Raw genomic sequence first — 15,330 nt, 5'->3', positions numbered from 1 at the left:
CAGGCACAATCGAGAGAGTGCGTAGTGCATCACACGACCTGAATGCCAACGTTCCTTCAATAGATCAGAAGGATGTTGAAAAATTTGCAAATCAACAAACAAATTTTATGGAGAAAATAAAAGGCGTAAGCGGTGATAATTTTACGGAAGTAAATGGTCAGGAAGATTGGCGGCCACTTGTTGATGCTGGTGTGTTGTACGTTGATTCCCGATGCGAACGTTATATTGACGCATTGTTCTGGCTGAGCAGGGCGCGCAAGGCAGGGAGCAAGCAAACGCAGTATCTTGGCTCGGCTGCTGCCGCTGCTGCCGAGATATTGAGCGCAAGTCGGGAATTGATCGCTCTGACGCCATTGGGGGTTACCTTGGTTGATCAGACGATCAACAACATCGGTGAGAGTTTGCTTTACGATCTTGATCCTTCCGCGGTACGCAAGATCGTCAAAACACAGCAGGCAGCCTACATGGCCGCAATTGATGGTGTGACTTACTCAAATCAGACAAGCGCGCTGCGCGCTGTTCACGGTTATTTGAGCATTTGTCTTCCGGCGGCGATTGAAACTCAGGTTAATCAGGCGGTAGGACGCGCCGCATTTGTTGAGAAAACAAAGGACAAGCCGATTGCCGGGCAGGCGAATGGCGCAGCGCAAGATGGCAAGCCACAGGCTCAGAACCCAGCAGCAGCGCCACAAGCAGCACCAGAGAGACCGACACCACCAGTCAGAAGAGATTACATTCCGGTAATCATTCAGGCTGGGGCTGAATAAAAGCACCGTCCGGGAGCGGCTTACCGGCCGCTCCCGCATTCAAAGAACTCCGAGTGATTTAGGTGTCATCTATGACACTTTACCGGGCTGCTGGTAATGTGGGGGACGAGGCGGCTTCCTCTGGTTTTATGTCGTGAGTGTGAGAACTGTTGGCGCTGCTGCTTCCGGTTGTCTGGCGACGGACGGGCGATGGATTCGCACGCTGATCACACGCGCGGCCCCATTGGTGGCCCATTGAACGAATGGGAGCGCGAGGGGTAAGCCCCTCGCAAAATCCTAAAAATCAAAAATCGAGCCCCGGTAATCCCGGCCCCGCCTCACGCGGAAAAGGCGCGCTCGCGGATCCAGCGGGAGGCGAGCCATTTCTCGCCCTGGAGGACGGGCTGGCCGGCGTGGCGGGCCTCAGGGGCGGGGGTGCCGTCTTCGGTGGTGTTGGTGAAGAGGAGGGCGTCGCCGGGCTGGCCGCGCCAGGTGAGGGAGAGGGCGGGGAAGGCGGTCTCGCCGCCGGTGTAGCCGGTGTTGAGGGCGATCAGCAGGGTCCGGATGCGCTGGCCGCTCTCGGCGAGGCGGTCCTCAGGACGGGCGGCGCTGGGGGGCAGGCAGTCGGAATGGGGGCGGTATTCGCCGCCGGGGCCGTAGGCGAGGACGGCGAGGGGCTCGCCCTGCGCAGCGGTGGTGCCGCTGGCGGCGGCGATGCGCTGGTTCACCCAGGCGATGATGCTGTCGTAGAGCGTCGGGCCGAAATTCATGTTGTGGGCGCGGCGCACCGGATGGGGGCGGGTCTCGCCGCTTGCGGGGTCGAACACGGCGGCGGGGCGCACCTGCGGGCGGGCCATGCGCAGCACATGCTGGCAGAGGGCGGGCGGCAGGAAGCCGGGGAAGACCTTGACGGCGGGGGCATCGTTCAGGGGCGCGCCGGACAGGATCTCAGCCTCGGGCAGCGGGGCGGCCAGATGGGGCCAGAGCCGGACTTCGGCCTGCGCGGCGGGCTCGCCCTGCTCGGCGGCGCGGCGGGTCCAGTCGTTCGCGTCCTGTGCGATTGCGTCCTGTACGCCCTCAGCGTCTGCCTCGGGGTTCTCCCAGCGCAGGAGGCAGGCGTAGAGCTGCATGGCCGGAGGCAGGCCGCTCTGGGCGGCATGGCGGGCAAGCTCCAGCGCCTTGGCCGGGTCGCGCGGCAGGCGGGAGCCGGTCGCCAGCCATTCGGCGACGGCGAGCTGGGCGAGGGGGTGGCCGTCTTTGGCGGCGGCCTGCATCAGGGGCACGCCCTCGTGCGGGGCACCGCGGCGGAACGCCTGCATGGCGGCGCTGACCCGCGCGTCAGGGGCCGGAGATGAGACCGGAGCGGATGCCTGACCGGACATGGCGGTTGCCTTTGCTACCTTTTGCGCTTGCCGGCGCGGTGGTTGGCGAGGACGCGATTGACGGTGGTGTTCAGGTCTTCCAGCGAGAAGGGCTTGTCCAGCACCTCGGCGATGAGTTCCTGAAGATTGTAGGCGCGCTGACGCTCATGGGCGTAGCCGGTCATCATCAGCACCGGCATGTCGGGCGCGTCGGCGCTGGCCTTGAGGGCAAGCGCGATGCCGTCCATCACCGGCATGACGATGTCGGTGATGAGCAGGTCATAGGTTTCCCGGCTCAGGCAGGCAAGGGCCGCGCCGCCGTCAGCGACGGCGACGACCTCGTGGCCGAAATGGGTGAGGGTGCGCTCCACGAACTCGCGGACCGAGGCGTTGTCCTCAGCGACGAGGATGCGCGCCATGGGACGGTCAGCCTTCCATATCGGGGCTGGGGCCGCTGCCCGTGGCAGCCTCCGCGCCGGTGTCGAAACCGATGCGCAACTGCCGCGCCGTGCGCGGGAAGTTTTCCACCTTCGTATCGAACATCACCGTCTGACCCCCGTTCAGCACCAGCATGGGCGGTGGGAAGGTCCAAGTGAACACCACATTGTTGTTTTCGTCCAGCATTGTTCCCTTGAGGCTCGGAATGCGGACGGTGCGCTGGGTGGGGTTCTCGATGGAGCCGGTGATTTCCTGCGACAGGTTGCCGTTCTCCAGCAGACGCGCGGGCGGCGGCGGCGGATAGCTGATGCGCAGCACCTGCGCGCCGAGGCTGGCGTCATGCGGGACGGGCGTTGCAAGACCGGCCGCGGCGTAGAAGCTGCGGAACATGTCGGACCGCTCGATGAGCGCGTCCTTCCACAGGAAGACGTTGACGCCGATGATGGCGAGGGCGCCGACGCCGATGGCGACCCACTTGACCGGGAAGCTGCGCTGGAGGCGGGGCTTCCAGCTGGGCGCGCGGCGGGTGGTGCGGGCCTTCGACGCGCGGCGGCGCAGCGAACGGGTGACGGAGACGTCTTCCCCGAGCGCGGCGGCGTGAATGTCCTCATCCCGGCCGAGGCGCGGCATGGGGCCCTCGCCGAACGCGGGATAGGCGGGCGGACCGGCCGGGTGGTGGGGCGAGTCCATGACGGACGGCTGATGAGCGGCGGATTGGGGCGCGGCAGGTGCGGGCGCGTGGGCTCCGGCACCGGCGGCGGCACCGGCCATCTCGACGGCGTGCTCCGGGGCAGGCTCAGGGGCGGGCGCTGAGACAGGCTCGGGGGCCTGTTCATGCGCCGGGGCGGCCTCGGGCTGCGGGTATTCGGTCCAGACGTGCTTGCACGCGGCGCAGCGCACGGCCCGGCCTTCGGCGGGAATGGCCGTATCGCTTACCAGATACCGGGAATTGCAGTTCGGACAGGTCAGGATCATGCGCAACCGTCGAACAAGACCTTGCTCGCCTCTTGAGGGTGTAACGACTTAAATGCTTAACGGTACCATAACGATGGCCAATACATGGGTCGTCCGGCGCCTCGGGCACTTATCCACGGCTTGGCAGTTTTGCGCAAGAGAATCGAAGATGCCTGCGGCGGCGTGCCGTCCGGACGTGCCGGGTGTGCGGCGACCGCTGCGGCAAAGGCGGCACAACACCGGTTCCACGTTTGCGTTTGGCTTCGCCGCGTGCCAAACAATGGAAAGTCTCATCATCCACAGGCTTTGCCGTGAATACCGTCGTCCGGTTTGAAAACGTGGGCTTGCGCTATGGCACAGGCGCGGAAGTGTTGCGTGACATCAGCTTTTCGCTGGAGAAGGGCTCGCTGCACTTCCTGACCGGGCCGTCGGGCGCGGGCAAGACCTCGCTCCTGAAGCTGCTGTACCTCGCCCAGCGTCCGTCGCGCGGGCTGATCGAGCTGTTCGGACAGGAAGTGGTGTCGATGGAGCGAGAGGGGCTGCCGGCCCTGCGCCGCCGAATCGGGGTGATCTTTCAGGATTTCCGCCTGCTGCCGCACCTGACGGCGCTGGAGAACGTGGCGCTGCCCCTGCGCATCTCGGGCGTGGGCGAGGCCGAGGCGCTGGAACATGCCGAGGAAATGCTGTCGTGGGTGGGACTGGCGGACCGCATGAGCGCCCGCCCGGCGACGCTTTCGGGCGGCGAGCAGCAGCGGCTGGCGATTGCCCGCGCGGTGATCGGGCGGCCGGACCTGTTGCTGGCGGACGAGCCGACCGGCAACGTGGACCCGGAGATGGCCGGGCGGCTGCTGCACCTGTTCCAGGAGCTGAACCGGCTGGGCACGACGCTTCTGATTGCGACTCACGACCAGCATCTCATCGACCTTGCGCCGGATGCGACCGTGCTGCGGCTGGAGAAGGGCGAGCTGACGACGCTTCCGCAGGGCTCTCGCCTTGCGCCGATAGCAGCACCCGGCGCGGCGCTGGGCTCGGTTGACGAACTGCCGTTCTCGAAGGGGGTACGGCCATGAAGGCAGTGCAGGGGCGCTATCGGTTCCGCTTCCTGCCGGAAGGCAAGGAATCGCAGGGTGTGCTGCCCTGGGTGATCGCGGTGATGGTCTACCTGATGGTGCTGGCGGTGGCTGGCGGCATCGGCGTGGTCTCCGCGACGCAGGGCTGGAGCAGCGGCATGGCCCGCAGCTGGACCGTGCAGATCCTCTCGCCCGAGGGCGAGGAGAGGGGCGCGGAGGTGAAGGCGGTGATGCGCTTCCTCTCCGAACAGCCGGGCGTTGCCGGCGTGACCGTGCTGCCCGAGGATAAGGCACGGGCGCTGCTGGAGCCGTGGCTGGGCGAGAGCGCGCAGAGCGCGGAGCTGCCGGTTCCGGCGCTGATCGACGTGTCTCTGGCGGCGGATGCGACGCTGGATTCAGATACGGTCGAGCAGCAGATCAAGACCTATGCGCCGTCCTCCGCCATCGATGACCACGACGAGTGGCTGGGCCAGCTGAGCACGTTTGCTCGCGGACTTCAGGCGCTGGCGTACCTGATCGTGGGTCTGGTGGCCCTGGCGACGGTGGCCATCGTGACGTTCAGCACGCAGGCGGGCCTGTCCAGCCATCATGACACGATTGAAATTCTGCACCTGATCGGCGCGGAAGACCGGCAAATCGCCAGGGAGTTCCAGTGGCGCTACCTCGCCCACGGTCTCAAGGGCAGCATTGTGGGCGCGATTGCGGGAATCGGCACCGTGGCGGGCATTGGCGAGATGGCGGAGCGGCTGGGCAGCGAGGGCATCCTCAGCTCGTTCAGCTTCGGGCCGAGCGCCTGGACGCTGCTGGTGGTGCTGCCGCTGCTGATTGCCCTTATCACCATGCTCACGGCGCGGTGGACCGTCCACCGGGCGCTGGGGGAGTATCTCTGATCCGTGCGCGCCCTCTTCAAGATCCTGCTGGCGCTGGTGGTGCTGTGGGGGCTGGGCTTCCTGTGGTTCTGGCTGACCCTGCCCAAGCCGGTGCCGAACGCGGCCCGGACCGACGGCATCGTGGCGCTGACCGGCGGCGAGGGGCGGCTTGCCTCCGCCGTGGCCATGCTCGACCAGGGGCTGGCGCAGCGCGTGCTGATTACCGGCGTGCACCCGGATACCGGCAAGCGGCTGCTGGCCGTGCAGCTGGGGGTGCGTACAGAACTGATGGACTGCTGCGTCGATATCGAGCATGAGGCGGGCAATACGGTGGGCAACGCCCGCGCCGCCGCCCAGTGGGTGCGGGAGCAGAACATCCGCTCGGTGCGGCTGGTGACGTCCGACTACCACATGCCCCGGGCGATGCTCGAATTCCGCGCGGCCCTGCCGGAAGCGGAAATCCTGCCGAGCCCCGTGATGGGGCCGATCAACATGACGGGCCTGCTCGGCGAATACGTGAAATACAGCGTCCGCTTCTTTAGCATTCGCTTTGATGGAGCCTCCATTTGACTTTCCTGCGGTCCGTCCTTCTGAACATCTTCATCGTGCTGTGGACTCCGCTGGTGGGCGTGCCGGGCATCATCCTGACGTGGTTCGACCGCTCCAAGATGAAGTGCGTGACCACCCTGTGGGCGCAGGGCGTGATCTGCGCGGCGCAGAAACTGACCGGCATCCGCTATCAGGTGCTGGGGCGGGAGAACCTGCCGGACGGGCCGTTCATCTTCGCCTGCAAGCACCAGAGCGCGTGGGAGACCATTGCGGTCTTGATGCTGCTGGATCACCCGTCCGTCGTGCTGAAGCAGGAACTGCTTAAGATCCCGGTGTTCGGCTGGTACTGCAAGCACGCGGGCATGATCCCGGTGGACCGGGCCGGCTCCTCGGGCGCGCTGCGCACCATGATGCGCGCGGCGGAGGCCGCCAAGCAGGCGGGCCGCCCGATCGTGATCTTCCCCGAGGGCACCCGGGCCGCGCCGGGCACCCAGCCGGAGCTGCACCCCGGCCTTGCCGGACTGTACGCGTTCCTGAAGCTGCCGGTGGTGCCGGTGGCGCTGAACTCGGGCCTCGTGTGGGGGCGCGAGAGCTTCGTGAAGTATCCCGGCACGATTACCGTGCAGGTTCATCCTGTCATTCCGGCGGGCCTGCCCCGCCCTGAACTTACGGCGCGCGTTCACGCCGCCATCAACAGCCTGGAAGGATCACAGCTGTGAGCTCGCTGTTCGAGTACCGTTACCGCCCGTTCTGGTTGCTGGGCGTCGTCGTCCTCGGCATCGCCATCTACACCGTTTACTGGTTCGCCCGCCTTGGCGAGTTCAAGGCGACGATGGAAGCCATGGTGAACGGGCAGGGCCCGGTGCAGGTCTCGGCAGAGGACATCTCCTACGGCGGCTTCCCGTACCGGCTCTCCGCCGAGTTCGAGAACGTGAACGTGGAGCGCGCCGGACCGGACTACACGCTGACGGTGAAGGCCCCCAGGCTGACCATCGAGCGCCAGCCGTGGAAGCGTGCCCTGCACCTGGGCTTCTTCAAGACCCCGACGCTGACGCTGAACGCACCGACCGTGCTGGGCGGCGTGGCGCTTGAAGGCACGGGCTCGGAAGGCCGGTTAAGCCTCTACCTGAAGAACGGGAACGTGGAGCGGCTCTCGACCGTGCTGGACGACGCGCAGATTTCCGGCAGCCCGTGGTTGGGGACGCCGCTGACCGCCGCCAAGCTGGAGCTACACGGCCGCGAAGTGGCGGCGCTGCGCCGGCCCGACGTGACGCCGAACGAAATTCTGGCGGCGCATGACAACTCGGCGACCCCGCCGGCCTATCTCGAGCTGATCGTGAACGGCGAGCAGGTCCAGCTGGGGCAGGGCGAGGCGCTGACGCTGATGGCCAGCCTTGCCGTGACCGGCGAGCCGAAGGCCGGTACGCGCGGCTCCTACATCGAGGCCTGGCGCGACGCCTCGGGCACCGTGGAGCTGAACACCCTGACCCTGACGACGGCCACCAAGGACGACATGGTGCTGGCCAAGGGCACGTTCGCGCTGGACGGCCAGCACCGCCTGCTGGCGGGCGGCACCATCACCACGCCGTGCCCGGCGGTGATTGCGGGCCTGTTCGGCCAGACGCTGGAAGGTATGCCTTCGGGCCGCGTTCAGGGCCTGATCTCGTTGCCGTTCCAGGCCCAGAACGGGGCGTTTACTCTTCAGCAGCCCCAGACGGAGTGGCCGTCTCCCGCCCGAAATCGGGACGCGCGGTGTCCTGACCTGCGTCGATGATGGTGCGCCGGATGTGGCGCGTCCGGCTGAACAGGTTGAACAGCGTGTCGCCGTCTCCCCAGCGGATGGCACGCTGAAGCGCCGTCAGATCCTCGTTGAAGCGCTGGAGGATCTCTAGCACCGCCTCGCGGTTGGAGAGGAACACGTCGCGCCACATGGTGGGATCTGACGCGGCGATGCGGGTGAAGTCACGGAAGCCGCCCGCCGAGAACTTGATGACTTCCGATTCCGTCACCTGCTCCAGATCAGACGCCGTGCCCACGATGGTGTAGGCGATGAGGTGGGGAATGTGGGACGTGACCGCCAGCACTCGGTCGTGGTGCGGCGGGTCCATCAGCTCCACGTTGGAGCCGACGGCGGTCCACAGCGCGCGCACGCGCTCGACGGCGGCCTCGTCCGCGCCCTCGGGCGGGGTGACGATGCACCAGCGGCCCTTGAACAGCGTGGCAAAGCCCGCATCCGGCCCCGAGTTCTCCGTACCCGCCACCGGGTGGGCCGGGACGAGATGCACTCCTTCCGGCAGGTGCGGGGCGATGGCATCGATGGCGAACGCCTTGGTGGAGCCCACGTCAGACACGATCGCGCCCGGCTTCAGGTGCGGGGCCATGACTTCCGCGATCAGGCCGAAGGTGCCGACCGGCGTGCAGAGCACGACGCAGTCGCTGCCCTCGACGGCGGCTTCCAGCGTTTCGGCGACGGTATCGGCCAGACCCAGCTCCCGCACGCGGGCGCGCACGGACGGGCTGGCATCATACACCACGATCTCGACGGGCAGCTGCGCCGCGCGGATGGCGCGGACCAGCGAGCCGCCGATCAGGCCGAAGCCGACGACGGTGAGGCGCTGGAAGGGCGAGGCGGGGCTGGAGGCTGATACGGAATCCGGTACGCTCACGATGCCTGTCTTTCCGCTGCTGCGCGCTCGATGAACTCAGCCAGCGCCGCGATCACGCCGCGATTTTCCTCCTCGGTGCCGACGGTCAGGCGCAGGCAGTCCGGGAGGCCCTGACCGGGCAGCCAGCGCAGGATGTACCCGGCTTCCTGAAGGGCAAGGTTGGCGGCTTCCGCCGTGACGCCGTTGGTCTCCGGGAAGCGGATGAGCAGGAAGTTGCACTGGGACGGCACCACGTGAAGGCCGAGACCCTCGAGCTGCGCCTTCAGCCACGGCAGCCACTGATTGTTGTGGGCCAGAGACTTCTCAAGCCACTCCGCATCCTCCAGCGCCGCCACGGCACCGGCAAGGCCGGGCGAGGTGACGTTGAACGGGCCGCGCACCTTGTTCAGCGTGTCGATGATCGAGGCCGGGCCATAGACCCAGCCGACGCGCTCCGCCGCCAGACCATAGACCTTGGAGAAGGTGCGGGTGGTGACGACGTTCGGGGCGGTGCGGGCGAGCTTGATGCCGCTCTCGTAATCCGGCGCGGTGACGTATTCGGCATAGGCCGAATCCAGCACCAGAATGACGTCTTCCGGGAGCCCGGCGTGCAGGCGGTCGATCTCGCTCTCCGGCAGGTAGGTGCCGGTCGGGTTGTTCGGGTTGGCGAGGTAGAGAATGCGGGTGTTCGGCGTGACGGCGGCCAGCAGCGCGTCAACATCCGCCGTGTAGTCCCGGTCAGGCACTTCCACCAGCGTTGCGCCCATGCGCTGGGCCGCAATCGGGTACACCATGAAGCCGTGACGGACGTACATCACCTCGTCGCCCGCGCTGCAGTAGGCATGGGCCAGCAGGTGCAGCGCCTCGTCAGAGCCGGTGCCGCACATGATGCGCTCCGCCTCGATGCCGTAATGGCGCGCAACGGCCTCGCGCAGGATGGTCGCGCCGCCGTCCGGATAACGGTGGGCGGTGCGGCAGGCCTCCTGCATGGCGGCAACGGCCTTCGGGCTGGGACCAAGCGGGGATTCATTGGCCGACAGCTTGACGGCAGGCCGCCCGCTGGACGTGGTGGCCTTGCCCGGCACATAAGGGGCGATTGCGCTGATCCAGGGCTTCGGCTGCGGCGACATGGGACCTCCAAAAGTCTGCCGGTCAGAACGGGCCGGCAAAAAACATGCCCGCGACCCATACGCCCTGCGCCCACAGGTTGACAAGAACCTGAGCAGGCAGCGCCCCGTTTCAGCATGACGCACCCCGCGCGCAACATGCGTGCGCGGCGGGGCGAGAAGAGGAATTTAAGTATGCCAGGGGGACTTGTCCCCCTTGCGATCCCCATTCGTTTTGAAAGGGGGCGCACCCGGCCGGTCACGCTGCGCCTGATGGATGCAGTCGTTCCTTAAAATCATTCAAGTTTGGGGCTTCAGGGTGAGGGCTTGAGTGGGACGAGGATAGGGAAGCGCAGCGGGTAAATGCAGCGCGCGGCCCGGTAAACGAAGAGGGGGTGCAGGGGGATTGAGATCCCCCTGCAAAGAACACCCGGATCACCCCGAAGTCGGCGAGGCGGAAGGCACGCGGCGGCGCAGGGCGGTGGCAGGAAGGGGGGTGACGGGGGCGAGGCCGTCGGTTTTCTGGGCCAGCACGATGTGGACGCTGCCGAGCTTGGGGGCGATGGCCTGGGCGGTGCGCTCCAGCGGCATGAGCCAGCGCAGGGGCGGCATGACGAGGGCGGTCTGCCACTGTTCGGGCTCGAACAGGCTGTCGCGCAGGAGGGATTTGAGCTGGCCGCGTCCGTAGGGGCGGCCGTTGCCGAAGGGGGTTTTCTCGAAGTGCGCCCAGAGCCCGGCGCGGTTGGCGGAGACGACCAGCAGCTTGCCGCTGGGGGCGAGCACGCGCCAGATCTCGCGCAGGAGGCGGCGGGCGGGGTCGACGAACTCGAGCCCGTGGATGACGATGACCTGATCGAACAGGGCATCGGGGAAGGGGAGCGCGGTTTCCTCGGCGAGCAACGCGCGGTTGGGCGCGTGGGGCGGCTGGGCGGGCCAGCGGGTGACGCCCTGCCGGGCGGGCATGACCAGTCCCAGCCGCTCAACGTGGTTTTCCAGCCCGTCCAGATAGGGGCCGCAGAAGCCGATGCCGAGCACACGGTCGGCCGGCTTGTGCGCCACCAGCGGGCGCAGCTTGCGCCGCAGCTCACGCACCGCCCGGCGACCGAGCGGTGTGGCGTAGAAGGCGGACATTTCCTCGACGGTGGGGCGCATGGGCTGATGCTAGCCATGGATTGCCGAAAGGCAACCGGGGGGTGTTCTCTTTGGGGTGATCTCGTCAGCGTTTGCCGGAGCGGGCGTTGGAGCGGGCGTTTTTGGGCAGCTCGGGCCGGTCGATGACGGTGTATTCCATGCCCGTCAGGGTCTGCTCCAGCGTCTCGGCGTCTTCGTCGGAGAGGCCGCCGACCGAGAACAGGCGGTGGACCAGCCCGCGCTCCGGGTGGACGCGGGACTGGAGGAAGTCAATGCCGCGAAAGCCGCCGGGGCTCTGCCAGCGCATGATCGCCTCCACCTCGTCCAGCATGGCGAAGTCATCCCACGGGCCGCCACGGCCGAGACGGCGGCCGACGCGGTTGGCGGTGAGCGCGAAGATGATGGGCGGATGCAGCCGCCGCAGGATGGGCACTGCCGACAGGCCCATGACGAAGAAGCTGACGATGAGCGCCGCCAGAATGAGCATGGCGAGGCTGTAGCCGCTAGGCAGGGCTTCGCCCGCGCTGATGAACAGGCCGAGGACGACGGCGAGAATCGCCAGCGTGAGACCGGCCACGCACAGCAGCAGAATCATGATGCCGCGCCGCATGGCGGCGGTGTCCATGCTCTCCATCAGCACGTCGAACGTGGTCCACTTGGCTTCCGGCTGGGCCGACCACAGCACGGGTTCTGCTGCGTCATCCGCCACCAGTTCGGGAGGAGTGGTCATGACGATACCTCTGGCTTCAAGCTGCTACACACACGGCCCCCGCAGGGACGCTGCCCCCAGAATGGTTCAGATCGATAGGGCGGCGCAACTTAGAATGTCATTCAACTTGCTGCAAAATCGGATTGCAGCGGATGGATGAGCGGGTGGACGCTAGGTCAGGGGGCAACGAGCCACCGGGCCAGAGGCTCCCACAGCAGGGAGGGGGCGCGGCGGCTGACGACCATGCCGACGTGGCCGCTCTCCACGACCATGGCGGTGGCGGAGGGGATGCGCTCCGCCAGCGGGGCCGAGCTTGCCAGCGGCACGATGCGGTCCGTGCGGGCGCTGACGACGAGGCTGGGGGCGTTGATGCGGGCCGGGTCGATGGGCGTGCCGTCCACGGTCCAGAGGCCGGTGCCGGGGGTGTCCGTGCCGAAGAAGCCGTCCACCAGCTGGCGGGCGGCGGGCAGGCTGAGCGGCGCGCCGGTGTTGGCCCAGTCTTCCAGCGCGACGAAGGCGCTCGCCTCAGGCGCGGCATCATCCATGGCGGCGAAGCCGGCGAACTTGCGCTCCATCAGCGTCGGGTCGAGCGCCCAGAAGGTCGCCTGAAGCGCCTCGATGGGGAAGACGCCGAGGCTCTGGGCCAGCGGCTCGGACTGGAGGGCAAAGGCGGCAAGGCCCTGACGCTGGGTATCCTCATAGGCGTCGAACACCCAGGGCGCGGCGAGGACCGCCAGCCGGGCCACGGCGGGCGAGAGCACGGCGGCGGCGGTGGCGAGCGTGCCGCCGAGGCAGTAGCCCACCAGCGTGACCGGCTCGCCCAGCGTCTCGATGAGAGGGATGAGACGGCGGGTGATGTAGGCGTTCAGATCGAACCCGCGCTCTTCTTCCTGCGGTGCGCCCCAGTCGATGAGGAAGGGGCGAATCCCTTGCGTTGCCAGCCAGCGCAGCAGCGAGCGCTCCGCGGTCAGGTCCAGCACCCAGCTTGGGTTGATGAGCGAGGGGGCGAAGACGACGGCCGGGGCTTTGCTGTTCTGCGGGCCGCCAAAGGAGAGCAGCCGGGCCGCGCCTGCATGGGCGACGGTGGGCGGCTCTTCCAGTTCGCGCCGGTAGGGATGTTGCTGATAGCGGCGGATGGCGGCCAGAAACCGGTCGATACGGGCGCGTTGCTGCGGGTCTTCCGCAGTGCGGCAAACCAGATCGGTCAGGTAAAGTGAGAGGGGATGAGGCCCCCTATCGATTTGCATGGGCATAACAGCCGTCGTGTTTGGCACTGCACAAAAGTCCGTGCTATGTACTTTGGACAGTCAGCCCCGACACGAAGAGAGACGTAGATGGTCGATACCGGACCGCAGACGCCCCCCATCATTATCAAGAAATACGCCAACCGACGTCTGTATAACACGGAAACGTCCAGCTACATCACCCTGGAAAATCTGGCGCAGATGGTCCGGCAGAACCGTGAGTTCAAGGTGGTGGACGCCAAGACGGGCGACGACATCACCCGCACGGTGCTGACCCAGATCATCGTGGAGGAGGAGTCTCAGGGGAAGAACATGCTTCCCATCTCCTTCCTGCGCCAGCTGATCTCCATGTACGGGGACAGCATGCAGGCGCTGATGCCGCAGTATCTGGACGCCAGCATGGATGCGTTCCGCCGCAATCAGGAGCAGTTCCGCAAGGCGCTGGAGGGGGCGTTCAGCACCGGGGCGTTCGGCCCGTTCGAGCAGATCGCCAAGCAGAACATGGCGATGTTCCAGGCCGCCGCGGGCATGTTCACCGGGCAGGCCCCGAAGACGGACACCGCACCCGAGCCGGAGGCGGAGAAGCCGGAACCGAAGGCCGAAGCCAAGACCGAGCCCCAGAACGAGCCGGCACCGGCCGCCAGCCGGGACGAGCTGGCCGAGCTGAAGGCGCAGATGGCCGCGCTGCAGAACCGGCTCGACAAGATGACCAAGTAGGCTGACGCCGAAGCGCGGAAACAGGAAACGCAGGGGTTTGCGGCCCCTGCGTTTTTTCGTTTCCGGCCAGAGAGGCGGCGTTACTTCGCGCCTTCCGGAGGGACCTCCACCGGTGGCGTCACCTCCTGTGCGGGGGCGGGCGTGTTTCCGCGCGGCGTCGGGCCGAGGCCGGCGAGCCAATCCACCATCTGGGTCATGACGTCGTTGGCGGCGGCGTTCAGGCTCTCGGTCACGTGCTTGGGCTCGACGGAGGCAAGCTCGCGCTCGGCTTTGAACTTGCGGGTGCCGACGATCTCCTGCTCGGGCGCGGTGGCCTTGGGCGCGGTGATGAGGCTGGCCTCCAGCTCGACGCGGGCGATGTGGCCGCCATTGCGGGCATCCACATGGAAGCCGGTGAGGCGGGAGTTGAGGCGGTAGTTGTAGCCGACCTCGAACTGGCGCGGCGTGATGACGATGCCGGTTGAGGCATCGCGCAGCCGGTCTTCCAGCAGGCGGGTCATCAGCCGGGCGGGCGGATCGACCCAGCGGGAGGCGGGCAGGTAGCTGACGCCGGTGAGCGAGGTGAACACGGCGATGCGCGGCGGGCGCAGCTCCGCGATGGTGTCCGGCGGGGCGACCAGCATGGGCGTGGGCAGGGCGCGCGGCGCGACGCCCTCCGGCGGAACCGAACGCAGGGCATAAAGGCCGGGCGGCGGGCCTTCTTCTCCGAACTGCACCAGCGGGCCGCAGCCGGCAAGGCCCCCGGCCAGGCCGAGGCCGAGCGTCAGGCCAAGTACGGCTCTGATGACGGCCTTGGGGGCGTTTGCCGGAACCATGACGGACTTACTGAGACTGCGAAGGATCATATTCAGGCACCTTGTTTCCGCTGAGCAGCGAGGAGGCAGGGCCGCCCTCTAGCCGTTCGGTGACTTGCTGGATGGAGCGCATCAGATCGCGCATCTCGACGATGAGGCGTGTGGCCTCGGGCAGGGTGATGCGGGTGAACTGGTTGATGGACGGCCGGTTCTCGGCCACCACGCCGTTCAGCTCTCCCATCAGCTGCTCGGTCTGCTTGGTGACGCGGCGCAGGTCCGCCATCAGCGGCCGCACGTCGTTGCTGACCAGCGTGTTGGCGCTCTGGCTGATCTGGGCCAGATGCTCGGCCGCCGTGCGGACCTCCGCCATGGTGGAGGAGAGCTCGACCAGCGTGCGGTCGATCTCAGGGCTGCGGTCAGCCATGGTCTGGGTGACCTTCTCCACGTTCTTCAGGCTCTGGGCGATGGACTGGCTGTTCTCGGGGCCGAGCAGGTCGGCCAGGCGGGTGACGGCCAGCGTTGCCTGCTGGAGGAGCTGGGGCGCGTCATTGAACAGGGCCGACAGCGGCGAGGGGCGGCTGGGGATGACCGGCACGCCGAACGGGCCTTCCTTGGTGAGCGGCTGCGCGCCGACCATGGTGCCGGACAGCTGCACGATGACGAGGCCGGTGACGCCGAGCGGCTCGAGCATGGCCGTGGTGTCTTCAAGGATGGGCGCGTCCGCCGAGATGGAGACGCGCACGCGCACCTTGCGGGGATCGTTCGGCAACAGGGCGATGCGCTTGACCTGCCCGATGGGCACGCCGTTGAAGCGCACGTCGCTGCCGACATCCAGACCGGTGACGGAATCCTGAAAGAAGATGTCGTATTCCTCGGCGTCGCTGCGGTCGAGCCGCGCCAGCCACAGCACGAACACGAACAGCGCGCCGATGAGCACCAGGACGAAGGCGCCGATCAGGACGTGGTTGGCTTTGGTTTCCAAGCGGTAATCCCCCGT

General features: G+C 67.0%; 17 protein-coding genes. 7 read left to right on the top strand and 10 right to left on the bottom strand.

All coding sequences use genetic code 11. The features are described from left to right. The coding region (locus tag VIG90_RS05855) for a hypothetical protein (RefSeq protein ID WP_331592536.1) at nucleotides 1-767 on the top strand (767 nt) is incomplete at its 5' end. Between the two features lie 317 nt (nucleotides 768-1,084). Here VIG90_RS05855 and VIG90_RS05850 read toward each other — a convergent pair. From VIG90_RS05850 to VIG90_RS05840, 3 genes are read right to left on the bottom strand one after another with little or no spacing between them, the layout of a single operon-like run. Further along, the gene (locus VIG90_RS05850; protein ID WP_331592534.1) at nucleotides 1,085-2,128 is read right to left on the bottom strand and encodes a 2OG-Fe(II) oxygenase; all 1,044 of its coding nucleotides are present in this window, start codon (nucleotides 2,126-2,128) and stop codon (nucleotides 1,085-1,087) included. Nucleotides 2,129-2,142: 14 nt separating this feature from the next. Next, nucleotides 2,143-2,526 carry a response regulator gene (locus tag VIG90_RS05845; RefSeq protein WP_331592533.1) on the bottom strand — a complete coding sequence of 128 codons (384 nt, stop codon included), beginning with the start codon at nucleotides 2,524-2,526 and terminating at the stop codon, nucleotides 2,143-2,145. 7 nt (nucleotides 2,527-2,533) lie between these two features. Next, nucleotides 2,534-3,520, bottom strand: a complete 987-nt coding sequence (locus VIG90_RS05840) for an MJ0042-type zinc finger domain-containing protein (protein ID WP_331592532.1) — start codon at nucleotides 3,518-3,520, stop codon at nucleotides 2,534-2,536. Nucleotides 3,521-3,810: 290 nt separating this feature from the next. Here VIG90_RS05840 and ftsE point away from each other — a divergent pair, with 290 nt between their 5' ends. The 5 genes from ftsE to VIG90_RS05815 are packed head-to-tail and all read left to right on the top strand — an operon-like array spanning nucleotide 3,811 to nucleotide 7,761. After that, on the top strand, nucleotides 3,811-4,569 hold the full coding sequence (gene ftsE, locus VIG90_RS05835; RefSeq protein WP_331592531.1) for a cell division ATP-binding protein FtsE: 759 nt from the start codon (nucleotides 3,811-3,813) through the stop codon (nucleotides 4,567-4,569). After that, on the top strand, nucleotides 4,566-5,459 hold the full coding sequence (locus VIG90_RS05830) for a cell division protein FtsX (RefSeq protein ID WP_331592530.1): 894 nt from the start codon (nucleotides 4,566-4,568) through the stop codon (nucleotides 5,457-5,459). Before ftsE ends, VIG90_RS05830 begins: the two co-directional genes overlap by 4 nt. Nucleotides 5,460-5,462: 3 nt before the next feature. After that, nucleotides 5,463-6,008, top strand: coding sequence for a YdcF family protein (locus VIG90_RS05825; RefSeq protein ID WP_331592529.1), 546 nt, complete (start codon nucleotides 5,463-5,465; stop codon nucleotides 6,006-6,008). Further along, nucleotides 6,005-6,706: a lysophospholipid acyltransferase family protein gene (locus VIG90_RS05820; protein WP_331592528.1), complete on the top strand. Its 702-nt coding sequence runs from the start codon at nucleotides 6,005-6,007 to the stop codon at nucleotides 6,704-6,706. The genes VIG90_RS05825 and VIG90_RS05820 overlap by 4 nt, the downstream gene beginning before the upstream one ends. Then, a complete protein-coding gene (locus VIG90_RS05815; protein WP_331592527.1) occupies nucleotides 6,703-7,761 on the top strand; it encodes a DUF2125 domain-containing protein in 1,059 nt (352 codons plus the stop codon). Before VIG90_RS05820 ends, VIG90_RS05815 begins: the two co-directional genes overlap by 4 nt. Here the strand turns inward: VIG90_RS05815 and VIG90_RS05810 are convergent. The 5 genes from VIG90_RS05810 to VIG90_RS05790 all read right to left on the bottom strand — a co-directional run bounded on the left by VIG90_RS05810 (nucleotide 7,682) and on the right by VIG90_RS05790 (nucleotide 12,825). Further along, the gene (locus VIG90_RS05810) at nucleotides 7,682-8,653 is read right to left on the bottom strand and encodes a prephenate/arogenate dehydrogenase family protein (RefSeq protein ID WP_331592526.1); all 972 of its coding nucleotides are present in this window, start codon (nucleotides 8,651-8,653) and stop codon (nucleotides 7,682-7,684) included. The two genes, VIG90_RS05815 and VIG90_RS05810, sit on opposite strands and share 80 nt — an antisense overlap. Beyond that, nucleotides 8,650-9,762, bottom strand: a complete 1,113-nt coding sequence (gene hisC / locus VIG90_RS05805; protein WP_331592525.1) for a histidinol-phosphate transaminase — start codon at nucleotides 9,760-9,762, stop codon at nucleotides 8,650-8,652. The genes VIG90_RS05810 and hisC overlap by 4 nt, the downstream gene beginning before the upstream one ends. Before the next feature lie 411 nt (nucleotides 9,763-10,173). Continuing rightward, nucleotides 10,174-10,890 (bottom strand): class I SAM-dependent methyltransferase, encoded by a 717-nt coding sequence (locus VIG90_RS05800; protein ID WP_331592524.1) that lies wholly within the window; start codon nucleotides 10,888-10,890, stop codon nucleotides 10,174-10,176. A gap of 64 nt (nucleotides 10,891-10,954) precedes the next feature. Further along, on the bottom strand, nucleotides 10,955-11,599 hold the full coding sequence (locus VIG90_RS05795) for a hypothetical protein (RefSeq protein WP_331592523.1): 645 nt from the start codon (nucleotides 11,597-11,599) through the stop codon (nucleotides 10,955-10,957). Nucleotides 11,600-11,754: 155 nt separating this feature from the next. After that, nucleotides 11,755-12,825, bottom strand: a complete 1,071-nt coding sequence (locus tag VIG90_RS05790) for an alpha/beta fold hydrolase (RefSeq protein ID WP_331592522.1) — start codon at nucleotides 12,823-12,825, stop codon at nucleotides 11,755-11,757. Nucleotides 12,826-12,912: 87 nt separating this feature from the next. Between VIG90_RS05790 and phaR the strand changes: the two genes are divergently transcribed. Next, a complete protein-coding gene (gene phaR, locus VIG90_RS05785) occupies nucleotides 12,913-13,539 on the top strand; it encodes a polyhydroxyalkanoate synthesis repressor PhaR (RefSeq protein WP_331592521.1) in 627 nt (208 codons plus the stop codon). Nucleotides 13,540-13,619: 80 nt separating this feature from the next. Here the strand turns inward: phaR and VIG90_RS05780 are convergent, their stop codons facing one another. Together VIG90_RS05780 and VIG90_RS05775 are read right to left on the bottom strand one after the other, a co-directional pair. Then, the gene (locus tag VIG90_RS05780; RefSeq protein ID WP_331592520.1) at nucleotides 13,620-14,384 is read right to left on the bottom strand and encodes an ABC-type transport auxiliary lipoprotein family protein; all 765 of its coding nucleotides are present in this window, start codon (nucleotides 14,382-14,384) and stop codon (nucleotides 13,620-13,622) included. After that, on the bottom strand, nucleotides 14,362-15,315 hold the full coding sequence (locus VIG90_RS05775; protein ID WP_331592518.1) for an MlaD family protein: 954 nt from the start codon (nucleotides 15,313-15,315) through the stop codon (nucleotides 14,362-14,364). Before VIG90_RS05775 ends, VIG90_RS05780 begins: the two co-directional genes overlap by 23 nt. Between the last annotated feature and the right edge of the window lie 15 nt (nucleotides 15,316-15,330).

Source organism: Pedomonas sp. (genome assembly GCF_036515995.1).
GTDB lineage: Bacteria > Pseudomonadota > Alphaproteobacteria > Sphingomonadales > Sphingomonadaceae > Pedomonas.
The sequence above is the reverse complement of the archived record's forward strand: the minus strand, read 5'-3'. Positions and strand labels throughout refer to the sequence as shown.

Bases quoted from the DNA above. Each gene is read 5' to 3' on its own strand.
- VIG90_RS05830 (WP_331592530.1), top strand. From the start codon at position 4,566: ATGAAGGCAGTGCAGGGGCGCTATCGGTTCCGCTTCCTGCCGGAAGGC.
- VIG90_RS05850 (WP_331592534.1), bottom strand. From the start codon at position 2,128: ATGTCCGGTCAGGCATCCGCTCCGGTCTCATCTCCGGCCCCTGACGCG.
- VIG90_RS05840 (WP_331592532.1), bottom strand. From the start codon at position 3,520: ATGATCCTGACCTGTCCGAACTGCAATTCCCGGTATCTGGTAAGCGAT.
- VIG90_RS05845 (WP_331592533.1), bottom strand. From the start codon at position 2,526: ATGGCGCGCATCCTCGTCGCTGAGGACAACGCCTCGGTCCGCGAGTTC.
- VIG90_RS05800 (WP_331592524.1), bottom strand. From the start codon at position 10,890: ATGCGCCCCACCGTCGAGGAAATGTCCGCCTTCTACGCCACACCGCTC.
- hisC (WP_331592525.1), bottom strand. From the start codon at position 9,762: ATGTCGCCGCAGCCGAAGCCCTGGATCAGCGCAATCGCCCCTTATGTG.
- VIG90_RS05795 (WP_331592523.1), bottom strand. From the start codon at position 11,599: ATGACCACTCCTCCCGAACTGGTGGCGGATGACGCAGCAGAACCCGTG.
- VIG90_RS05790 (WP_331592522.1), bottom strand. From the start codon at position 12,825: ATGCAAATCGATAGGGGGCCTCATCCCCTCTCACTTTACCTGACCGAT.
- VIG90_RS05780 (WP_331592520.1), bottom strand. From the start codon at position 14,384: ATGATCCTTCGCAGTCTCAGTAAGTCCGTCATGGTTCCGGCAAACGCC.
- phaR (WP_331592521.1), top strand. From the start codon at position 12,913: ATGGTCGATACCGGACCGCAGACGCCCCCCATCATTATCAAGAAATAC.